The 21,882-nt window shown below is 63.1% G+C and carries 14 protein-coding genes; 3 read left to right on the forward strand and 11 right to left on the reverse strand.

The window, feature by feature from the left end:
* The 5 genes from AC1AZA_RS04250 to AC1AZA_RS04270 form a co-directional block, all read right to left on the reverse strand.
* Window positions 1–708, reverse strand: a 708-nt coding sequence (locus tag AC1AZA_RS04250) for a glycoside hydrolase family protein (RefSeq protein ID WP_476513511.1), incomplete at its 3' end; no start/stop codon positions are given.
* Between the two features lie 2 nt (window positions 709–710).
* Window positions 711–3,854, reverse strand: a complete 3,144-nt coding sequence (locus AC1AZA_RS04255; RefSeq protein WP_476513512.1) for an alpha-mannosidase — start codon at window positions 3,852–3,854, stop codon at window positions 711–713.
* Between the two features lie 89 nt (window positions 3,855–3,943).
* Window positions 3,944–5,257 carry an ABC transporter substrate-binding protein gene (locus AC1AZA_RS04260; RefSeq protein ID WP_476513513.1) on the reverse strand — a complete coding sequence of 438 codons (1,314 nt, stop codon included), beginning with the start codon at window positions 5,255–5,257 and terminating at the stop codon, window positions 3,944–3,946.
* Window positions 5,258–5,329: 72 nt separating this feature from the next.
* Window positions 5,330–6,274: a carbohydrate ABC transporter permease gene (locus AC1AZA_RS04265; RefSeq protein WP_476513514.1), complete on the reverse strand. Its 945-nt coding sequence runs from the start codon at window positions 6,272–6,274 to the stop codon at window positions 5,330–5,332.
* Window positions 6,275–6,314: 40 nt separating this feature from the next.
* Entirely contained in the window at window positions 6,315–7,244 is a 930-nt protein-coding gene (locus AC1AZA_RS04270) for a carbohydrate ABC transporter permease (RefSeq protein ID WP_476513515.1), read from the reverse strand.
* A gap of 292 nt (window positions 7,245–7,536) precedes the next feature.
* Here AC1AZA_RS04270 and AC1AZA_RS04275 point away from each other — a divergent pair, with 292 nt between their 5' ends.
* Window positions 7,537–8,778, forward strand: coding sequence for an ATP-binding protein (locus AC1AZA_RS04275; RefSeq protein ID WP_476513516.1), 1,242 nt, complete (start codon window positions 7,537–7,539; stop codon window positions 8,776–8,778).
* 109 nt (window positions 8,779–8,887) lie between these two features.
* On the opposite strand, the gene AC1AZA_RS04280 is transcribed toward AC1AZA_RS04275, so the two are convergent.
* From AC1AZA_RS04280 to AC1AZA_RS04295, 4 genes are all read right to left on the reverse strand, one after another.
* Entirely contained in the window at window positions 8,888–10,768 is a 1,881-nt protein-coding gene (locus tag AC1AZA_RS04280) for an alpha-glucosidase (protein WP_476513517.1), read from the reverse strand.
* A 641-nt stretch (window positions 10,769–11,409) separates the two neighbouring features.
* Complete coding sequence (locus AC1AZA_RS04285; protein WP_476513518.1) at window positions 11,410–13,854, reverse strand: alpha-galactosidase; 2,445 nt, start codon at window positions 13,852–13,854, stop codon at window positions 11,410–11,412.
* A 364-nt stretch (window positions 13,855–14,218) separates the two neighbouring features.
* Window positions 14,219–14,686, reverse strand: a complete 468-nt coding sequence (locus AC1AZA_RS04290; RefSeq protein WP_476513519.1) for a nucleoside deaminase — start codon at window positions 14,684–14,686, stop codon at window positions 14,219–14,221.
* Between the two features lie 263 nt (window positions 14,687–14,949).
* Entirely contained in the window at window positions 14,950–17,412 is a 2,463-nt protein-coding gene (locus tag AC1AZA_RS04295) for a glycogen/starch/alpha-glucan phosphorylase (RefSeq protein ID WP_476513520.1), read from the reverse strand.
* Window positions 17,413–17,654: 242 nt separating this feature from the next.
* On the opposite strand from AC1AZA_RS04295, the gene AC1AZA_RS04300 reads away from it, so the two are divergent.
* The gene (locus tag AC1AZA_RS04300; RefSeq protein WP_476513521.1) at window positions 17,655–18,194 is read left to right on the forward strand and encodes a sterol carrier family protein; all 540 of its coding nucleotides are present in this window, start codon (window positions 17,655–17,657) and stop codon (window positions 18,192–18,194) included.
* Window positions 18,195–18,450: 256 nt separating this feature from the next.
* On the opposite strand, the gene AC1AZA_RS04305 is transcribed toward AC1AZA_RS04300, so the two are convergent.
* A complete protein-coding gene (locus AC1AZA_RS04305; protein ID WP_476513522.1) occupies window positions 18,451–18,822 on the reverse strand; it encodes a DUF3073 domain-containing protein in 372 nt (123 codons plus the stop codon).
* 140 nt (window positions 18,823–18,962) lie between these two features.
* Here AC1AZA_RS04305 and trpS point away from each other — a divergent pair, with 140 nt between their 5' ends.
* Window positions 18,963–20,063 carry a tryptophan--tRNA ligase gene (gene trpS / locus AC1AZA_RS04310; RefSeq protein WP_476513523.1) on the forward strand — a complete coding sequence of 367 codons (1,101 nt, stop codon included), beginning with the start codon at window positions 18,963–18,965 and terminating at the stop codon, window positions 20,061–20,063.
* Between the two features lie 153 nt (window positions 20,064–20,216).
* On the opposite strand, the gene AC1AZA_RS04315 is transcribed toward trpS, so the two are convergent.
* A complete protein-coding gene (locus tag AC1AZA_RS04315; protein WP_476513524.1) occupies window positions 20,217–21,803 on the reverse strand; it encodes an amidohydrolase in 1,587 nt (528 codons plus the stop codon).
* Window positions 21,804–21,882 lie beyond the last annotated feature (79 nt).

Here is a 21,882-nt window from a genome sequence, read left to right on the forward strand (position 1 = left end):
GCGCGGTTGGAATTGCGGATTTCGATGCGTTCGAACGAGCAGTTCTCGAAGTTGCCGAAGCTGCTGCTGCCGAACTTGATCGCGGAACTCTGCGATAAAAAAAAAAAAAAACGCACCCACAGGTTGACGCAGTCGCCGTACCGGGCGGTCTCCTCGGTGCATTTGGGGCAGATGCCGTCGTCGCCGGTGAGGATGGTCGCAGCCGACCAAGTGGATGGTCCAGAACGGGGCGTTGCACACCGTCACGTCACTGATGCGGCTTCCCGTGCAGTGCTCGAGGTAGACGGTCATCGGACGCGGATAGGCGTAGAACTTGAGGTGCGGCTCGTCGCCCTGATCGGGCAGGATGAACTGCTCGTAGTTCCCGTCGATCGCACCCGGACCGGCGATGCGCACGTTCTCGCAGTCCTTGGCGTAGAGGAACGCGCAGATCGGCGTCTCGTTCGCATTGAGCTCGAACGGACCGGGACGGCGGCGGTACGTCGCCTCGTCGCCACTGGCCCTGAGCGTAACGCCCTCGCCCAGGAACAGCTCCACACCGCCCCTCAGCTCCAGCCCGTCGCACAGGTACACGCCGGGACGACCGAGCGCAACCCGCCCGCCCCCGGACGCCGCACACTCGTCAATGGCCCGCTGCAGCCGCGCGGCGAATGCGGCGGCATCGGGCAGCGGAGTGAATGATTCAAAAAAGCGAATTTCTTTGTTCACGACTACTTTTCGCCCCCACATGTAATGCGTAGAGTGGCGATCTGATACGGAGCGAAACTCAGTTCAGCACCGTCCAATGCACATGGCTGTCGCAGCGCACGCGGCAGATTTTCAGCCAAAGCATCGCGTTCCAGCACATCGGTCTCCCTGACCGTAGCACCGCGCAATGGATCTCCGGTATGCAGACGGACCTGAGCGCGAGCGCCCACCGGCTCATACAGACGTACGATCACATCGCCGCTACCGTCATCCGCGAGCTTGACCCAGTCGATCACAGCCTCGCCGCGCATGCAATCGAGTCTGACCAACGGCTTACAGGCGGCCAGACCATCGATGACCGGGGCATTCAACGCACCGGCTTCATGCAACATATCATCGACGCCGGCATCTACGCGAATCGTCCACGCAAAGTCGTGTTCGCCACGATCCGTGTCCGGATCAGGGTACACCGGAGCAGACAACAGCGAGATGCCGACGGATACGCCACGGGAACGACCGCCGCGAGATTCGGATTCCAACGGGAACACGCTTGCACCATAAGTGGATGCATTCGCGATGCCGATGCCATAATCGCGATCAGACACATGGATGAAACGGTGTGTGCACGATTCGTACTGTGCCTCGTCGCTACCACGATTCTTCTCGATCGGACGATCCACAGTGCCGTACTGGCACTCGTATGTAGCCGTATTCGCGTTGATGGCCAGCGGATATTCCACCTTGAGGAAACGCTCGCTTTCCAACCAGTTGACGTGGGCGGCGTATTCGAGCCGTTTGGCGCCGACTGGCAAAGTGACGGTTGTGGTCACCTGCGAGGCTTCGCCCAAGCGCTCCTCGACTATGACGCGCGCAGAGCCGTCAGATAAGGTTTCCGCCGTTAAACGGGCATCCGAGGCACCATCGCGAGGAGAAAGGAAGGCGTCACGTTCAATCTCCCAAGCGTCATAGCGAGACGGCTGGTTCTTGAGCAACTCATAGCGCCCCAAACATTCGCCGTCAGCCACCAATTCACGTTCCGCAGCAAGATCGACCAACGATGGAATCGTGCCATCGGCATCGATCGTCACGCGCAGCAGACCATTGTCCAGCACATAGCCATTCCCGTTGACCTCTACACCGACAGATTTGCCTCCGGCGGTCTCAGGAACAGCGACCGTACTCCATGCACGCCACGCCCCGTGAGAACCATAATCGGTTTGGCTGAGTTTCGACTGCGGTAGCAGATCCGCATTGGGATCAGCGGCGGAAAGCGCACGGCACGCCTCCTGAATCAGGGACGTCAATTCCCGTTCGGCCTTGCGATAGTCCTCACGTGCCTCTTTATGTACCCAGGAAATCGAAGAACCTGGCAGAATGTCATGGAACTGATTGAGCAGCAGCGTCTTCCACAAAGCATTCAGCTTTGCCGTCGGATACCGATATGCAGGATTCACTAGCGCAGCGAATGTCGCGTAGTACTCGCACAGGCGCAATAGGCTCTCCTCATGCCGACATCCGCGCTTCATGTCCTGTTGCGAGGTAAGCGTGGCACGGTGCAACTCAAGGTACAGCTCACCCTTCCAGCGAGGCATTTCATCACCCGCCTCGGCAAGCATCTCCGTACGGGCTTTGTCAAAGAACGCATCCGGGGTGTCGTATTCGACGGTCGGGATACCTTCCAGATTGTGCATGCGGTCGATTTTGGCGGTCATCTCACGGGTCGGACCGCCGCCGCCGTCACCATAGCCGTACAGCAACAGCGCTTGATCGGTGAGTTCCTTATCCTTCATGTTGCGTTCGGCATATCGCAGTTCCTTGATTTTCATCTCGGCGGCATAAGTATCCGTCGGCGGGAAATGCGTGAAAATCTCCGTGCCGTCGATGCCGGTCCACATAAAAGAGTGGTGCGGGAACTTGGTAGTGTCGTTAAACACGAGCTTCTGGGTCATGAACCACTCATAGCCGGCCCGACGGGCAATCTGCGGCCATGCAGCGTTATAACCGAAGCTGTCCGGTAGCCACACGCCTTTGGGCTCCACGCCCAGCTTCTCGCGGAAATAACGGCGGCCGAAGGAGATCTGGCGGATCAGGGATTCACCCCACGGCATCATGCCGTCCGATTCCACCCACATGCCGCCGGCCGGGACAAAGCGTCCCTCCTTGATGCGCTCGAGCATGCGAGCAAACACGTCGGGATGATCTTGCTCAAGCCACGCGTACTGCTGCGCCGAACTCATGGCGAAGATATAGTCCGGATGCTGGTCCATGAGCGCCAGTGCGTTTGACACAGTACGCGCTACTTTGCGGCGAGTTTCGCGCTTGGGCCACAGCCAAGCGGAGTCGATATGCGCATGACCTACGGCATGCTCGTGCAACGTGGAATCGGCAGCATGCTTGGACAGCACCTGTCGTAGAGCTTCACGGGCTTCAGCCACGGTTTCGGGATGCGCGCTGTCATACAGGTTCAGCGAACGCTGCATAGCCTTCATCAGCCGCCAATAACGCATGGAATCGGCTTCCAGCTGCTCCAGCAGCGAACAAACCACGTCCAAATCCAGCCAGTAGTTCCACTGTTCCTCATCAAAAACGCACAGGTCGAGTCGACGCAACGGATAATGTACGTCCGCCTTGCCAGTTGGGCCGTAACCGAGATCTGTCTTCAATGCCGGCAGACGGTCGAGCTGAGGATTATACGCGGCTTCGATGTAGAAGAGGAACGACCCATCCTTGCCGATCAGATCCTTGCGAGCACCTTCGCCGCGCACGCGCACCCACGTGTTCTTGGGATGCAAACCCTTGAGAATAGTTGCGTCCGGCGTATAGACGAGTCCCTCACCCTGCCCGCCCACGAATACGTCGGACCAGCCGAGATCCGCGACCAGTTCCAACGGTTCCCCGGAAGCCAAGACCTCGACAGGCACCGTTCCGGAGACTTTGAACCAAGTAGTTCCCCACGTGGTGCCCCACGTCTCGCCGAACCGTGCGGGTTCGAATTGGACCTCACCGGCATTCGCTCGACGGATGAAATCGCCGAACGGTTCAGGCTCGCCAGCATTATGAAACACGCCGACCTCACAACGGACCACCGTCCGGTCGATCAACGGAAGAATGCGATCATGCATGAAGCGGCGACATTTAGCCAATTCACGCACACTGTTGATCTGCATCTGATGCACCTTTCACTGTTGTTCATCATTCAATGCAGTTTTGCCCGCACGGAACCGGCGTCCTGTGCGGGCAAAACCAATGACCCGTATCAGGCCGCGGAATTGATGTTATTTTGGATTTCCTCGATCATCGCCTTAGCGGCGTCAGCCGAGGAGATCTTCTCGAAGACCACATTCTGCATGTAGCGCTTGGCGACGTTATCAGTGTCGGATGCGCCATTCGGCGTGATGGAGGGAGCATCGCCAAGCGTGTCGGCCACGACGTCCTGGAAGTCTAAAGCCTGCTTGTCCGTGCCGGACGCCTCCGCAGCAAGAGAAGCGCGGATCTTGTTGTTGGATGGCAGACCACGCTCGGTGCCGAGGATCTTGCCGGCCTCTTCGTTGTTGATGAGGTAGTCAATCAGCATGGCGGCCTCGGCCGGATGTTCAGTCTTGGAAGACATAGCCCAGTACATGCCGGGCTTGAGGTAGCCGTACTTGTCGTTCTTACCGTAACTGGGCATTTCGACCAGCTTCATATTCGTAGTACCAGCAGAGTTGGCATATACAGTGGTTTGGGTGGCCTGCGCGAAAATCATTGCCTCCCTGCCGGTGGCGAATGCGGTTTGATCGGTGGTAGCAGTCAAGTTCTCCGACCATGCATCCGGCTGACCAGAAATCGGATCGTCGCCATGAGTCCAGTCGTAGGCCTGCTGAAGATACTCAGCCAAAGTCGCTTCGGAGATGCTGACCTTACCGTTGGAATACAGCGACTCACCATTCATGCGGGCCCACAGTTGGAGCGCCATACCAGGCATGATGCCGATGATCTCGCCATTGGATTTCTGGACCACCTGCTTGGAGAAGTCAAGCATGTCGTCCCACGTCCACTTGGAGGTGTCCGGCAGGGTGAGCCCCAGCTTCTCGACAATGTCCATGTTGACCACGATGCCCAGCGGCGTCGAGGAAATGGGGGCAGCATACTGCACGCCGTCAACTTGTCCCATGCCCTTGAGCGAGGTGTCCATCTGACTGAGATCCAAGAATTCGGAGGTCTTGCCCAAATCGTACAGGGAGCCCTGAGAAGCGTAGGAGGCGAGGTACAGTTCATCCATCTGTACGATATCGGGCATGTCTCCACCCGCAATGGAGGTAGCAAGCTTGTCCCAGTAGCCGGACCAGTCGGTGTACTGCAGGTTGACCTTAATGTTCGGATGAGCCTTTTCAAATCCGGCGACGGCTTCCTCGGTAAGCTTGATGCGCTTGTCCGAACCCCACCAGTTCAAAGTAAGCTCGACGTTGCCGTCACTGGCGGCGACTGTGCCATCGGAGCCACCTGCCGAATTGCCTCCGCAGCCGGCCAACGCCATGGTCATTGCAGCGATCGCTGCGGGGACTGCCATATGCCACTTCTTTGTGTTCATGAGGTTATCTCTTTCTCTTGTTTTTTTGGGGGGATAGGGGATTAAGGAATAAGTACAAACGCCGGCCGGTGTTTACTTTCCGCCGGTGGTGGCGATGCCTTCGACGAGGTATTTCTGGCCGAAGCAGAACACGATGAACAACGGAATGATCGACAGGACCGACATCGCGAACATGGGCCCGTACGAGGACTGGGACTGCGCGTCGATGAACGTACGCAGGGCGATCGGCACCGTGTACATGCGCGGCTTGGTCAGGTAGATCAGCTGGCTGAAGAAATCGTTCCACGTCCACATGAACGTGAACACCGCGGTCGTACCGATCGCAGGCTTCATCAACGGCAGCAGCACCTGGAAGAAGATCCTCGCATGACCCGCACCGTCGATCTTCGCCGCCTCGTCCAAATCCCTGGGAAGCCCGCGCACGAACTGGTAGAACAGGAACGTGAAGAACCCGTCCATCGCCAAAAACTTCGGCAGCACCAACGGCACGAACGTGTTCACCAGACCCAGGTTGTTCCAGATGATGTACTGCGGGATGATCACCACATGGATCGGCACCATCAGCATCAACAGCATGAACCCGAACATGAGCCCCCGGAACCGGAAGTTCAACCTGGCGAACGCGTACGCCGCCATCGAACACGTCACGATGTTGCCCACGATCGCGAAGCACACGATCAGCAGCGAGTTCAGGAAATACCGGGTGAACGGGTACGTCAGCGCGTTCCACCCGTCCGAATAGTTGCTCCACAACGGGTCCGACACCCACAAACCCATGTTCGTGAAGATCTCGTCCGGCCGACGCAGCGAGCTCGCGACCATCCACAGGATCGGGTACAGCATCAGCAGCGCGAACACCAGCACCACCACCTGCTTGACCACCTGCAAGACCACCCGGCGCGCACGCCCCTCGTCCCGGCGCTCGACCACCGGCGCCTTCGCGATCTCCGGATCCGACGCGTTCACGCCCGCGACCCCCACGTTGGAGGAAACATTCGAAGCGGTTGCATCACTCATCACAATCACACCTTTCCCTAGCAAGCATTCCCGTACCGACTCAGTCGTCGTAGTGGACCCAGTACCTCGACACGGCGAAGTTCACCAGCGTGAACACCGCCACGATCAGCACCAGGATCCACGCCATCGCCGCCGCGTACCCCATCTTCATCTGACCGAACCCCTGCGTATACAGATACAGCGTATAGAACAGCGTCGAATCCGACGGGCCGCCCGTGCCGCCCGACACGATGAACGCCTGCGTGAACGTCTGGAAACTGTTGATGATCGACATGACCAGGTTGAAGAACACGATCGGAGACAGCATCGGCAGCGTGATCGACACGAACTGCCGCCACCTGCCCGCACCATCCACCGAGGCCGCCTCGTACAGTTCACGCGGGATCTGACGCAGGCCCGCCAGGAAGATCACCATCGGGCTACCGAACTGCCAGATATGCAGCACGATCAGCGTCCAGTTCGCCGTCGCCGGATTCGCCACCCACGACTGCGACAAACCCAAACCGAACACGTTCATGAACCGGTTGAACAGACCGTCCGCACCGAACACCATCTTCCACAACACCGCGATAGCAACCGAACCACCCATCATCGAAGGCAGATAGAACGCCGAACGGTAGAACGTGAGCCCCCGCATGCCACGGTCCAGCACCACCGCCAGGGCCAGCGCCGCGAGCAGCTGGAGCGGGACCGAGACGATCACGTACGTGAACGTCACCTGCAGGGAATGCAGATACCTGGTGTCCTTCATGAGGTTCGCGAAATTCTGCACCCCGATGAACCTCGGGCTCGTGAGCATGTTGTACTTCGTGAACGACAGGTACACCGACACGACCATCGGCAACAACGACAGGCACACCGCACCCACGATCCACGGGGCAAGGAACGCATACGCGGGCCTGTTGTCCGTATACGAATCATGCTTCCCCCGGTTCCTCACCAACGACGCAAACTCAGCAGCATAACTCATGCCACCACATCTCCGATTCGTTCCTCCGCGAGTCGCAACACCGCATCTCCCGTGGCCTCAAGCAACTTTGCTCAAGTCTTGAATTTGTTAATAGCAATAATACATTCAAGTGTTAAACACCAAAAGTCGACACGCCGAGCGCCTGAGAACCCAGCATCACAGGCCGACTTTGCCGATCATACTCGGCAAAGTCAGTCAATCAGTCATACTTTTCCGGGTATACTAGTAAAAGTTCACCCGATGCTGGTTCCGGGATGAGTGACAGCACCAGCTTAAAAGGAGGGGAAGAACCATGATCGAACTCAAACCACGCCCCATGTATCTGGACAAATTGCTGGCGTCACGGGACAACGGACTGATCAAGGTCGTCACGGGCATGCGGCGCTGCGGTAAGTCCTCGCTGCTTGCACTGCTGGCCCGGCAGCTCATCGGCGAAGGCACCGCCCCCGATCACATCATTACGGTCAACCTCGAATCGTTCACATACGCGGACTTCACCCCGGAACGGCTGTACCGGCACATTACCGATCACATCAATGGCAACGGTCGCCATTACGTGCTGCTTGACGAGGTGCAGTTGGTGAACGGTTGGGAAAAAGCCGTCAATGCACTACGCATCGACACGGATGCCGACATCTACCTGACCGGTTCGAACGCGCATCTGCTGTCCAGCCAGCTCTCGACGCTGCTGTCCGGCCGGTACGTCGAGATCAGCGTGTTCCCACTGTCGTTCGCCGAATTCCTCGACTACACGGCCGCGACCGATCGCACCGCAGCGTTCACCCGCTACCTAAGGTACGGCGGATTGCCACCGGTCGTCGATCAAGGAACGGACCAAGCCCTAGCCAGCACCGTTCTATCCGGCATATACAACACGGTTCTCGTACGCGACATCGCCCAGCACCTGCAGATCCGCAACCCGATGGCATTCAACGACGTGGCCCGCTATCTCGCAGACACCGCCGGCTCCCCGGTCTCCGTCGCCAAGATCGAGCATCGCCTCAGAAGCGCGCGCAGACCGGCCACGAACGAGACCATCGAACGGTATATCTCCGGCCTCACGGATGCCTTCCTGTTCTATCGAGCCCAAAGAATCAACGTGAAGGGCGGCGACTACCTTCAGGGACTGAACAAGTACTACCCCGCCGACCTTGGCATACGGAACATGCTGCTCGGCTACCCAGAAGGTGACCTCGGTCCACTGCTGGAGAACGTCGTGTACAACGAGCTCAAAGTCCGTGGCTACAACGCGCAGGTCGGCAAGATGGACGATCTGGAGATCGACTTCGTAGCCACCCGTCTACGCCAAGACATGACCCGCGAACGGCTGTTCATTCAGGTCAGCGCCAGCATACTGGACCCGCGAACGCGCGCCCGCGAATTCGAACCGTTCAGCCGGTTGGGCGATGCAACTGGCCGCCGCATGATCCTGACGCTGGATTCGTTCGGATTGGGCGAATCCAGCGGAGTAGACGTGATCAACGCGCTCGACTGGCTGACGGGGCAGACCGCGCAGTCTCCACAAGCCGCATAGATCCAGCTCCGGCAGCCCGGAGAACGGCTCGTCCGCCCGTCAGCCGCTGCCGCGACCTGCTCGCCGCGATCCGGCCACCGCAACCCGTCGCACCCCACACATCCACCGATCACGCCAAGCGGACCACGAATCCCTGCCAGGGTGCCAGACGGCCGGCGGCGAGCGCAGTGACGGCCTCGGATTCGGGGCCCGTGGCGATGAGGATGCGCGAGACGTCCGGGGCGTCGGCTTCCGGCCCGGCAGCGGCGTCGGAACCGAGCGCGTTCCGCAGCAGCGCGGCAACGTCGGCGGGCATATCAGCGGGTTCCTTGGACAGGTTCACGACGGCGAGCAGGCGGTGCCGCATGCCCGCGTTGCGATCGCCCAGAGCGCGCGTGAAGGCGTACACCTGCGGGTCGTCCGGGGCAAGCAGCGTCCAGTCTCCGGCGGCGACCACGGGATCCTCGTGGCGCAGGGCGATCAGCCGCTTGTAGAAGGCATGCACGGAATCGGGGTCATGCATCTGCTCGGCAGCGTTGACCGTGGCGTGGTTCGGATTGACAGCGATCCACGGCTCGTTCGTGGCGTCCGGCGCGGTGAAACCGGCGTAGCGCGAATCATCCCACTGCATGGGAGTGCGGGCATTGTCGCGGCTGCGGGCGGCCAGACCGTCCATCATCGACTCGGCGCTTTGCACGCGGGTCTCCTCGGCGCGCTGACGGTAGGCGTTGAGCGACTCGAGATCACGGTACTGGGACAGCGACGTGAAGTGCGCGTTGGTCATGCCCAGCTCCTCGCCCTGATAGACGTACGGGGTGCCACGGTGCATGTGCAGCGCAAGCCCCCATGCCTTGGCGGAGGCGACGCGCGATTCCTCGGTGGAATCGTCGCCCCAGCGGGAGACCACGCGCGGCTGATCGTGATTGCCGGTGAATAGACTCGCCCACCCGCGGTCCGCCACGGCGGTCTGGTAGCCGGCCATGATGCGCTTGAACGCCGGCAGGTCCAGCGGCAGCGGCTTCCATTTGACACCGTCGCAGTCGAAGTCCACGTGCTCGAAGAGGAACAGCATGTCCAACTCGCCGTTGTCCGGGTCGGTGATGTGCTCGTTGCGTGCGGCGGTGATGCCGGGCGCCTCGCCCACGGTGAGGAATCCAGTGCGACCGGCGAACACCTCACGGCGCATCTCGGCGAGGAACTCGTCCTGCCGCGGGCCGTCAGCGCAGAACGGGTTCGGGCTGGAGTAGCCTTCCTCGCCCACGGGCAGATCGGGGATCCGCGAACCGTCCTCGCCGGGAAGCCTGCCGTTCTTGTCGGTGCGCTTGGAGATTAGGGTGATCACGTCCATGCGGAAGCCGTCCACACCGCGGTCGAGCCACCAGTTCATCATGTCGTACACCGCGCGGCGCACGGCGGGGTTCTCCCAGTTGAGATCGGGCTGCTTTCTGGAGAACTGGTGGAGATAGTATTCGCCGCGCTTCGGATCGTACTGCCACGCGGAGCCGCCGAAGTAAGAGCCCCACCGGTTCGGCTCGGCGCCGGGCGTGCCGGGTTCGTGGCCGGGGCGGGCGGGACGCCACCAGTACCAGTCGGCGTGCGGATCGTCGGCGTTGCGCGAGGACTGGAACCACGCGTGCTCGTCGGACGTGTGGTTGACCACCAGATCCATCACGATCCTGATACCGAGCCGATGGGCCTTGGCGATGAGTTCGTCCATGTCCGCGAGCGTGCCGAACATCGGGTCGATGTCCCGGTAGTCGGAGATGTCGTAGCCGTTGTCGTCCTGCGGGGACCTGTAAACCGGGCTGAGCCACAGCACGTCCACGCCAAGGTCGGCGAGGTAGTCGAGCCGGGACGTGATGCCCGGGATGTCGCCGAAACCGTCGCCGTTGGTGTCCTGGAAGGAGCGCGGGTAGATCTGGTAGACCACGGCATTGGACCACCACGGGTTCGGTGTGGCTCCGTTGGTGCGGACCGTGGGCGGCATGGCGATGCGCTGGGATGTGGTCATGACTGTGAGCTCCTTTGGTCGTTGCCCGTTCCTACCGACGGGCTGTAACACCCACCATCGTATCGAACCGGTTCGATTTTGGCGGGGCGGGATAGGGCACGGCGAGCTACGGCGATTGCCATGGATACGAGGCATACCGGCTGGGCACGCTGATCGGGCTGATCTCGAACCTCACCATGCCGGTCAAGGTGCTGGTGACCGGAGAGGGTACACCGCTAGCCGCCACGGAAATGAAATCGACCCGTCGAGACATCCGGGAACACCGTCCCAGTCAGGTGCCCGACGTGCGATTCGCGATGTTGTCCGGCGGCTGGGAGCGCTGGGCGGCCGGCAAGACGAACGGCAAACGAGACCATGGAAAGTGCGGTTCCTTCGAAGGGTTATCTGCACTCACGGGGAGGATCTTCCCGCCTGCGAGAAGCTATCTGCATTCGTGGGGAACTCTCATCCGCGCATTCGCGCGAAACCGGCAAGTCGATTCGCGGAATTCCGCCAATTGCCGTATGTGATTCCCTGCTTGGGCGTCCGCCAAGTACCCCACGAACGCAGATAGCTCTTCGCAAGAGCCGAAAACTTCCCCACGAACGCAGATAGCTCCGGTCATCGCACTCCAAATGCGCCGCGAATGGTCAGGCACGCCGTCAGTCGGCGACGCCATCGGCGGTCTCCGCCTCGACCTTGAACAGCACTGCCTGCGCCGGATGCAGCGACGGCGGGCGCAGTCCGTAGCGTTCCAGCGCTTCGCCGGTCATACGCACACCGTCCGCAGTCCACCAACCGAGCGCGCTCTGCCCGTTGGCTATGCCCGCGGGGTTGGCGGAGTCGGCCAGCGCGAGGCACGGACCGAGCGGGGTGACACGGTAGACGCGGGTTGGGTCGAGGCCGGGCAGCCGGACGGGGGCTGCCGGGTAGGTCTGGCCGGTGGTCAGCTGCGTGAAACGGTAGACAGCGGCGGAACGGTCGGGCTTGACCATGCCGTCGAGGCGGACGGCCGGGTCGACGGCGTCCCCGTGCACGACGGTGTCGACGGCGAACCAGTCGCGGTGGCGCTTGAACTCACGCACCCAGGAGGCGAGCTCCTCCAGCGCGCTCTCCGGCTCCTTGAGCAGGTTCCATTCGATGCCCATGTGTCCGAAGAACGCCATGGCCATGCGCAGTTCCTGACTGGTGGCGCGGTGGGTGGAGTGCGCAGGGGATGCGCCCACGTGCTCGCCGATCATCGCGGGCGGCACGAGCAGCGACGTATAGCGCTGGATGTCCGCACGTTCCACCGGGTCCACGCAGTCGGACGCCCAGATGCGGCTCGCGTATTCGAGGATGCCCAGGTCCACGCGCCCACCGCCGGACGAGCAGCTTTCGATCTCCAGCCCCGGATGGCTGCGGATCAGATCGCGGAAAATGCGGTACACGGCAAGCGTCTGCGCGTGCACGGCCGGGCGGCCGGTCAACGGCGAAACGGCTTCGGTGACGAGCTTGTTGTGGTCCCACTTGATGTAGTCGATGCCGAGCTCGCCCACCAGTCCGTCCATGCAGCCGAAGATGTAGTCGAACGCGGCCGGATTGGTCAGGTCGAGCACCTGCTGGCTGCGGCCCTGCATGGGCAGGCGGCCGGGCGCGGGCGCGAGGATCCAGTCGGGGTGGGCGCGGGCGGTGTCCGAATCGGGGTTGACCATTTCCGGCTCGAACCACAGTCCGAACTGCATGCCCAGCCCGTGCACGTAGTCGGCGAGCGCCTTCAGGGACTTGGGACCATCCGGCCACACGTCCTGCGAGACCTGCCAATCACCGAGACCGGACGTATCGTCGCGGCGGGAGCCGAACCAGCCGTCGTCCACCACGAACCGATCCACGCCGGACGCGGCGGCCTTGTCCGCGAGCGCCTTCAAGGTGTCGAAGTCGTGGTTGAAGTAGACGGCCTCCCACGTGTTGAGGATGACCGGCCGACCGCGCGAGAACAGGCGGGGGTGGCGGGAACGCACGTATTCGTGGAAACGGGAGGCGATCTCGTTGAGGCCGTTGCCGAAGGAACCGTAGAGCCATGGGGTTTCGTACCGTTCGCCGGCCGGAGCTGCCGCAGAGACGCCGGCGAGCGTGACCTCCCCGCCGGCAAGCGCTTCGCCGCCGCCGATGAGTCCCTGCGTGTACGGCAGGCGCTCGGCGGACAGCACCGAGTTGCCGCTCCACGCCACGTGCACCGCGTACGCCTCGCCATGCGTGAAGTCGAAGCCGGGGACGCCGGCGGTGAGCAGCAGGCTGGCGTCGTAGTCGGGGCGGCCGGCGAGCTGCGGCTTGGCGAAGCGACCGACGGTGAACGGCTGACGCTGCGGGGAGCGTTCGCGCAGGTGGTGCCCGGTAGTGGTGAGGATTTCGGCGGCCGCGGCGGGCACGGGGAAGCCGAGTTCCATCTTGCCGATCTCGAGCGGCTCATGGCCGGGCAGACCGTCCGCGCCGAACAGGTTGCGAACCATGGCCCGCTGGCGTACGAGTCCGCCGGGGACGATCTGCGCCTGCCAGTCGAGCCCGACGCCGAGTTGCGCATCCTCGGCATGCACGATCACGCCCGGCACGGCAGACGGCCCGGTGGTGCGGGTGCGGCCGGACACGTCAGCCACGGATTCGGGGCCGATCGCGGGATCGTAGTCCACGGTGGCGGGGACGGTTCCGGGCGCGGCGGACGCGGCGGACGGGCCGTTCGCGCTATCCGAACCGGACAGTTCGATGCCGGCCACGGTGAACTTGGGAAAGATCTCGATGCCTCCTCGGCGCAGCACAAGACGCGGCTCGCCGATCCAGCTTTCCGCCTGCGTGGGCAGCACGGACGGCCACGGTGTGAAATCCAGGGCACCGGAGACGCGCTGCGGGTTGAGAGCGTCGTACGCGGCCGTCAGGGTTTCCGGCGCGGCGAGCGGCTGCCCCCAGTGGACGATGCGCGGCAGATCGTTGCCGTGGAACACCAATCCGAGAGCCGCGTTCGCCTGCGGGTCTGCAAGGTAGACGGCGGTGACGGGCGTACCGTCATGCGCAGTGCCGTCGAAACGGACGGCCACCGGGGTTGCAGGGTTGGTTGCGGAGCTGATTGCGGTCATGCGGACTCCTTCGTCGATCGGCCGACGCGGATGACCCGGTCGGCCAGTTTGGTCAGGTGGCTGAGTCGGGCATCCGGGCGGGACGGCTCGGTTGGATTGCTGGACTGAGTGGCTAGGCTGAGTGGCTAGGTCTGGCGGTGCGACGCAGAGCGGTGCAGTGCGGCATGGCTCGGTGTCGCTCTGCACAGCCGACCGCCCTGCGCAGCCGCCGTTGCCTCCCATCGTACGGATCAGACGCCTTACTTGTCTTGCCCGGGCGCGTTTCTTGCCCATTGCAACAAATTCGAGGCCGATTGGGCGCGGCCGCCGAGGGAATATCCAACCGCCGGCTGCCCCACCGCCGGCAACCTCACCGCCGTCCGCCTTACCGCCGGTCGGCGAAGAAATCCGCGAGCAACCGGGCGCAGTCGGCTTCCATCACGCCGCCGTGGACCTCCGGCGTGTGACCGATGTGCGGATCGCGCGGAATGTCCCACACCGAGCCGCATGCACCGAGCTTGGCGTCCCACGCGCCGAAGACGATGCGGCCCACGTGGGTCTGCAAGCAGGCACCGGCGCACATCGGGCACGGCTCCAAAGTGACCGCGAGCGTGCAGTCGGCGAGGTTCCAGCTGCCGAGCGTGCGGGCAGCCTCGCGCATGGCGAGAATCTCCGCGTGGGCGAGCGGATCGCCGTCCCGTTCGCGCGTGTTGCATCCGCGGCCGATCACCGTGCCGGAAGCGTCCAGTACGATCGCCCCGACCGGTACGTCACCGGTCTGCGCCGCGCACGAAGCCAGTTCAAGGGCCTCCCGCATGGCAGCGGCGTTCGTGGCGGGAGAAGCGTTCATCATGCCTGCCACGCTACCACCAGCCAGACTGCCGACAACCTTTTTGCACGATCAGCATCGACCCGACCTAGACCCCTCGCAGCGCGGATTGGGCCGATCATACGGAAAACGCGATCGGCCCGACCTGCATATTCGAAAACGCAGGTCGGGCCGATCGGGCTATTTCAACGCTTCAGCATCATAGCGAGCGGGATTGCGTGTGCGGCGCCAAGGCGCGGGAGACGAAGGTACGTCGAGTCTCCCGCAACGCAGGCGACGCTCCGCAATCACGCGAGCTTGCCGAGGGAGCCGGTGTGCCAGATGTTGTCCAGGTAGTCCTGGATGGCGCGGTCGGAGCTGAAGTAGCCGGAGTTGGCCACGTTGAGCAGGGCCTTGCGGTTCCACTCGAGCGGCTGGCGGTACAGGGCCTCGATGTCGGACTGGATGTCGCAGTAGGCGGTGAAGTCCGCGAGCGTCATGAACCAGTCCTTGGTCAGCCAGTCGGCCACGAGCGGCGCGTAGGTGTTGCGGTCGCCGTTGGAGAAGGTGCCGTCGGCAACCATATCGATGGCAGCCTTCAGGCGCGGGTCGCGCTCGTAGTACACGGCCGGGTGGTAGCCCTGCGCGTAGAGGGCCTCGACCTCGTCAACGGTCATGCCGAAGAGGAAGAAGTTCTCCGCGCCCACGTGCTCGCGGATCTCCACGTTGGCGCCGTCCAGAGTGCCGACGGTGAGCGCGCCGTTGAGGGCGAACTTCATGTTGCCGGTGCCGGAGGCTTCCTTGCCGGCCTGCGAGATCTGCTCGTCAAGCTCGGTGGCGGGAATGAGATGCTGGGCCAGACGCACGTTGTAGTTCCACGGGAAGTAGACGTGCAGCTTGCCCTTGATGTCCGGGTCGTTGTTGACCACGCGGGCCACGTTGTTGATGAGCTGGATGGTCAGCTTGGCCAGGTAGTAGCCGGGGGCGGACTTGGCGCCGAAGATGACCGTGCGCGGCAGGACGTCGTCCACGGAAACCTTGCCGGACTTGATGTCCGCGTACTTGGCGATGAGGGCGAGGATCTTCAGGCTCTGGCGCTTGTACTCGTGCAGACGCTTGATCATCGAGTTGAACATGGTGTTCGGGTCGAGATCGAAGCCGTACTCACGCTTGGCGTAGGCGGCGAAGTCCTCCTTGTTGGCCTGCTTGACGGCGGCGAACTTCTTGACGAACTCGTCGTCCTGGGCCAGCGGCTCGAGGCCCTTGAGCAACTCGAGGTCGCTCAGCCAGCGGTCGGTGCCGAGGCCCTCGGTGATGAGGTTCGACAGGCGCGGGTTGGCGAGACGGATGAAGCGACGCGGGGTGACGCCGTTGGTCACGTTGGAGAACTTGTCCGGGTACAGGTCGGAGAAGTCGCGCAGCGTGACGTCCTTGAGCAGCTGGGAGTGCAGCTCGGCCACGCCGTTGACGTGGGAGCCGCCGGCGGTGGCGAGGTAGGCCATGCGCACCTTCGGGTTCTCCTCGTTGGTGAGGATGCGCATGCGCTCGATCTTTTCCTTGTCGCGGGTCTTGGCCTTGAGCTCCTCGAGGAAGTGATCGTTGATCTCCTTGATGATCTCAAGGTGACGCGGCAGCAGCTCGCCGATCAGCTTGGCCGGCCAGACCTCAAGGGCCTCCGGCAGCAGGGTGTGGCAGGTGTAGTTGAAGGTCTTGGTGGTGATGCTCCACGCGGTGTCCCAGTCGTAGCCGTACTCGTCGATCAGCACGCGCATGAGCTCCGGGATGCCGATCACCGGGTGGGTGTCGTTGAGCTGGAAGGTGATCTTCTCCGGCAGGGTGGTCAGGTCCGGCTTGTCCTGACCGGGGTAGAACACGCGGATGACGTCCTTGATGGACGCGGCCACGAAGAAGTACTGCTGCTCGAGGCGCAGGCGCTTGCCCTGCGGGGTGGAATCCTCCGGGTAGAGGATCTTGGAGATGTTCTCGGCCTCAACCTTCGGCTTGACGGCGTCCAGGTACTCGGACTTGTTGAAGGTGAGCAGATCGAACTCGTCGTAGGAGCGGGCGGACCACAGGCGCAGCGTGTTCACGCGGCCGGACTCGTAGCCGGGGACCATGTAGTCGACCGGGACGGCGCGCACGGACCAAGCCGGCTTCCAGATCTTCTTGCCGTCCTTCTCCACCACGTCGCCGCCGAAGGAGACCCTCTGGGAGCGGTTGTAGTCGGTGTGGCCCCACGGCTCCTCGTTGGCGAGCCAGTATTCGGGCTTCTCGATCTGACGGCCCTGCTCGTCGAACTCCTGACGGAAGATGCCGTAACGGTACTGGATGCCATAGCCGAACGCCGGAACACCCAGGGAAGCGAGGGAGTCGACGTAGCAGGCGGCCAGACGGCCGAGGCCGCCGTTGCCGAGGGCCGGCTCGTACTCGGAGTCCACAACGGCCTGCGGGTCGAAGCCCAGGCCCTCGACGGCCTCGTCGAACTGATCCAGCATGCCGGCGTTGAGCAGGGCGTTGCGCAGCTGCTTGCCGATGAGGAACTCGGCGCTCAGGTAGCCCACGGCCTTGGTGTGGCCGTTGACCATGTCCTGCTGGGTCTTGAACCAGGCGTCCTGCAGGTAGTGACGGACGACGAGGGAAGAAGCTACGTAGACATCGGCGGGAGTGGCCTGCTCGGGGGTCACGCCCTGTCCGTACTTGAGCTGCTCGCGAATGCCTTCGGTGAACTCGGCAGTCGTGACAGGCGACTTGGGTGCAGTGATTTCGGTCATGAGATGACTCTCTTTCGTTGCAATATGTTCCACTTTCCATTATGCCCTCATGGAGGTGTCGGCAGGCAAACGATGGAATGAACACTGCGTAACGTTCCGTCCCAAACCGCATCCGCCTCGATGCGGGAAGGGGTTCGCAAGCCCGGCCGATATGCCATTTCCGACATATAGATCGATGTAAGTACGTAGTCTAGACGATGCCGGGAACGGGCCGGTCGCGCAATGCCGGCACAATTGCAGGCATGGCAGTGTTACGGCAGCAGGATCTGGACAAGGGACGGACGGCGTACGCGCAGTGGCGCGATGCGGCGAAGGCGGCGTTGCAGGCGCTGGCAGGCGGCACGGACGGCAGCCCCGACTGCGACGCGAACGGCAGCGGCATCGCAAACGGCAGCACGACACGCACGGCTGCCGGCGGTACCGCCATCGCGGAGGTCTCCTCCGGCATCCCCAACGTCCCGACAGCCGCGCGGCTCGCGCTGAAGCCCGATCTGCCCCGGCCCGTGTGGGCGATGGCCGTGCGCTTCTCGCTGTTCATGCTCGAGCGCCGCGCGCCGGGCGAGGGCGTGGAGGTGCGCGTGGCCCCGTGGGGTGCAATCAAGATTCTGGAGGGACCTGCCTCCGATCCGCACAACCTCACGCCGCCGGACGTAATCGAGCTCGAACCGGACGTATGGCTGCGCCTCGCCACGGGCGTGACCTCGTGGGCGGAGGAGAAGGACGCCGGGCGCATCAGCGCCGTGGGCGAGCGAGACGATCTGAGCGACCTGCTGCCGCTGTGACGGCGGGACGGCGGGCGAAACAGCAGACACCCGCATGAAATCGTGAAATACGGGCTACGCGGGCCGAAATCCGCTCTTCGCAGCACTATCGGGCCGCAAAACAGGCCGAATTGCGACCCGATAGTGCTGCGAATCGCCAAAATCGGCCCGCGCAGCCCGTATTTGCGTGATCACAGGCACACCGCAACGGCCTGCACGTCCAGAAAGTGCAACCTACGGAATGCACCGAACGCGGCACGCACGGAAACGGGCGCGCTCAGGCCTTCTTGGGCTTCAACGCGCTCGGCATGGGCATGGGAATGGGCTTGTGCGGCTTCGGCACGGCCTTGACGACCTTCGGCATCTCGCCGCTCGTCGCCTTGGCTGCGGCCTCCGCGGCCCACTTGGCATACTCGTCCAGATCATCCGCGGTTTCGGGAGTGTCGTGGGCTTCCGGAGTGGCATCCGCGTGCTCCGCGGCGCGCTCCTGTTCGGCTTCCTCCACGTCCGCGAACGGGTCGAACGAACCGGTGCCGACCTCCTGCGAATTGAGCTCCTTGGCGAGCTCGTCGTAATCGGTATCGGTTGTCAGGTACTTGAGCTTACGGGCAATTTTCTGCTGCTTTGCTTTCTGACGTCCGCGACCCATGTTGATCCCCTGACTTTACGATTCTCGAGTTTCGATCAATTCATCACAGAAGAGGATACCACTTGTTATGTTGTCTTCTTGAACTTTTACCATAAAAGCGAACTTTTGTACCGTTCTTACACAAAACCAAGGGACAGGCGATGACTGACGAGCAGGCCGAAACCCAGCTGACGGCGGCTGGAAACGAAATGAGCGCAAGCTTCCTGGCGGCGAAGAAGCGATCCGACGCGACGCTCGCCAAGCTGGAGGCGGAACCGGGCAAGTTCACCATGCTCACCGGCGACCGTCCCACCGGCCGTCTGCATCTGGGCCACTACTTCGGCTCCATCAAGGAGCGCGTGGCCATGCAGAACCGCGGTGTGAACACGAACATCATCATCGCCGACTATCAGGTGATCACCGACCGCGACACCACCGAGCACATCCAGGACAACGTGCTCAATCTGGTGCTCGACTACATGGCCGCCGGCATCGACCCGAAGAAGACCATGATCTTCACGCACTCCGCCGTGCCCGCCGAGAACCAGCTCATGCTGCCGTTCCTCTCGCTGGTGACCGAAGCCGAACTGCACCGCAACCCGACCGTGAAGTCCGAGATGGAGGCGTCCGGCCACGCCCTGACCGGTCTGCTGCTCACCTACCCGGTGCATCAGGCGTGCGACATCCTGTTCTGCAAGGCCAACGTGGTGCCGATCGGCAAGGACAACCTGCCGCACGTGGAGATCACGCGCACCATCGCCCGCCGCTTCAACGAGCGCTACGCCAAGAAGCACCCCGTGTTCCCGGAGCCGGCCGCCATCCTGTCCGACGCGCCGGAGATCCCCGGTCTCGACGGCCGCAAGATGAGCAAGTCGTACGGCAACTCGATCATGCTGGGCGCCACCGCGGAGGAGACCGCGAAGCTCATCAAGAAGAGCCCGACCGACTCCGAGCGCCGCATCACGTTCGACCCGATCGCCCGCCCGCAGGTCTCCGCGCTGCTGACCACCGCCGGGCTCGTGACCGGCCGCGATCCGAAGGACATTGCCGAGGAGATCGGCGATGCGGGCGCCGGCGCGCTGAAGAAGTACGTGATCGATTCCGTCAACGAGTTCCTGGCCCCGCACCGCGAGCGCCGCGCCGAACTCGCCAAGGACATGGATACCGTGCGCGACATTCTCGAGGACGGCAACAGGCGCGCCAATGCGATCGCCGAGGAAACCCTCGAGCAGGTGCGCGAAGCCATGGGCATGAAGTACTGAGCCGCACCGAGGCTCAAACGGCCGCCGGGCTCCCTCGCCATGAGGGAGCCCTTTTGTTTGGCATTGTGCGGGCTGAGCGATTGCATGATCGGTCCAACCTGCAATTTGAGGCGCGCACGATCCACGCTTGGGTACCGCCGCCGCCCCCAAAGCCTACAGCCGGCTGAACGTCCAGCGGCCGGCGAGCATGGTCGCGGCCACGACCGACGGCATCGCGCGCATCTCCTCCGGCGTGGCGACAGCGTATGGATCACGGTCAAGCAGCACCAGATCGGCCAGATCTCCGGACGCCGGGCGGTCGCGGCCGACGGCGGTGGAAGCAACCAGCGCGGTGCGCACGTCCAGACACTGTTCGGGCTGGAACGGCTCGCGGTCGGAGCTTTCCGTGCCGAACACGGCGGCGGAGATCGCCAGCCACGGGTCGAGCGGGGCGACCGGCGCGTCGGAGCCCATGCGCAAGGCCACGCCGGCATCGTGCAGGGACCGGAATGCATAGGGAATGCCGGCCGGCTGCGCCCAGAAGCGGGCGATCACATCGCGGTCGTCCATGGCATGCTGGGGTTGGATGCTGGCCGTGAGACCCAGCTCGGCGAAGCGCGGGATATCGGCGGTCTTGAGCATCTGAGCGTGTTCGATCGACCCGCACGCCCCGGTGGCGGCCGCCGCGTTGAGCACGATCGTGTTCGCTTCGTCGCCGATGGCATGGCAGGCGATGCGGAACCCGTGCTCCGTGGCCAGACGCATGTAGGTCTCGATCTGCTCAGGCGAATAGCTCAGCATGCCGTACGTGGGCGGTTCGATGCCCGAATACGGCGTGGAGCAGTAGGCGGAACGGGTGTTGAGCGAACCGTCGGAGATGAGCTTCATGGCGCCCACGCGGCCCAGTCCGTGGGAGCCGGGCAGTTCGCTGCCGGTATGCCAGCCCGCGTCGATGGCGGCCTGCAGACGCTCCGGGTACACGCCCGCCTCCACGCGCAGTCCGTCGATGCCGAGCGCGAACCGGCGCGTCCACGAATCGATGTTCTCCGCCATCTCGTAATCGCGGATGCCCACCACGCCCTTGGAGGCCGCGTCCTGTTCGGCACGTCGCAGCAGCCTCAGCGATTCCTCCGCAGCCCCGGGCGCGTTGTCCAAGCGGCAGTATGCATCAAACCATTCCAATTCACCCACCAGACCGGAGTCGCCCACATGCACGCCAAGCCGTTGGGCCGCGGCGGAATTCACCCACCCGCAGTGCATGTCCGCGCTGGAGAGCGCCACCGGCTGGTCGCCCGCCGCCTCGTCGATCGCCGCCAGCGTGGGCTGGTCCGCATCCGACCACAGGGAATGACGGAACCGCATGCCCACCACGAACACGTTCGGGTCCAGCGTACCGGCCTTGCGGCGGGCCGCCAGATAGTCGCGCAGCATGGCCATCGCCTCGCCGGCGCTGCGGGCCGCAAGCAGGTCAAGACGGCCGAACGTGGCCGACCATTGCGTGAAATGCGTGTGGCAATCCCACAGGCCGGGGATCAGCCAGCGGCCGTCGGCGTCCACGTCCCGCACGGCCGTTCCCGCGTGCGGGGTGACGGCCGCCGAGCTCTTCGCTGCGGAATCCTTCGCCGCGGAATCGTTCAGGGAACCGGCCGGGCCGACGGCGGCGACCGTCACGCCGTCGATCAGCACGTCGTGCAGCGCCCCAACTTCGCCGGGAAACCGCACATTACGAATCATCACACGTTCGATTGCATATCCAGCCATACGCACTCCTTGCCCGCCCGATTCTTTGTCCGTCCGACGCCCGGCTGCCGGACTCGCCGGCCCTTCGCCCCATGCTAGC

The organism is Bifidobacterium sp. LH_389, from assembly GCF_056357235.1.

Excerpts from the sequence above, each read along its gene's own strand:
- AC1AZA_RS04255 (WP_476513512.1), bottom strand. The coding sequence starts at position 3,854 with ATGCAGATCAACAGTGTGCGTGAATTGGCTAAATGTCGCCGCTTCATG.
- AC1AZA_RS04260 (WP_476513513.1), bottom strand. The coding sequence starts at position 5,257 with ATGAACACAAAGAAGTGGCATATGGCAGTCCCCGCAGCGATCGCTGCA.
- AC1AZA_RS04265 (WP_476513514.1), bottom strand. The coding sequence starts at position 6,274 with ATGAGTGATGCAACCGCTTCGAATGTTTCCTCCAACGTGGGGGTCGCG.
- AC1AZA_RS04270 (WP_476513515.1), bottom strand. The coding sequence starts at position 7,244 with ATGAGTTATGCTGCTGAGTTTGCGTCGTTGGTGAGGAACCGGGGGAAG.
- AC1AZA_RS04275 (WP_476513516.1), top strand. The coding sequence starts at position 7,537 with ATGATCGAACTCAAACCACGCCCCATGTATCTGGACAAATTGCTGGCG.
- AC1AZA_RS04280 (WP_476513517.1), bottom strand. The coding sequence starts at position 10,768 with ATGACCACATCCCAGCGCATCGCCATGCCGCCCACGGTCCGCACCAAC.
- AC1AZA_RS04285 (WP_476513518.1), bottom strand. The coding sequence starts at position 13,854 with ATGACCGCAATCAGCTCCGCAACCAACCCTGCAACCCCGGTGGCCGTC.
- AC1AZA_RS04290 (WP_476513519.1), bottom strand. The coding sequence starts at position 14,686 with ATGATGAACGCTTCTCCCGCCACGAACGCCGCTGCCATGCGGGAGGCC.
- AC1AZA_RS04295 (WP_476513520.1), bottom strand. The coding sequence starts at position 17,412 with ATGACCGAAATCACTGCACCCAAGTCGCCTGTCACGACTGCCGAGTTC.
- AC1AZA_RS04300 (WP_476513521.1), top strand. The coding sequence starts at position 17,655 with ATGGCAGTGTTACGGCAGCAGGATCTGGACAAGGGACGGACGGCGTAC.
- AC1AZA_RS04305 (WP_476513522.1), bottom strand. The coding sequence starts at position 18,822 with ATGGGTCGCGGACGTCAGAAAGCAAAGCAGCAGAAAATTGCCCGTAAG.
- trpS (WP_476513523.1), top strand. The coding sequence starts at position 18,963 with ATGACTGACGAGCAGGCCGAAACCCAGCTGACGGCGGCTGGAAACGAA.
- AC1AZA_RS04315 (WP_476513524.1), bottom strand. The coding sequence starts at position 21,803 with ATGGCTGGATATGCAATCGAACGTGTGATGATTCGTAATGTGCGGTTT.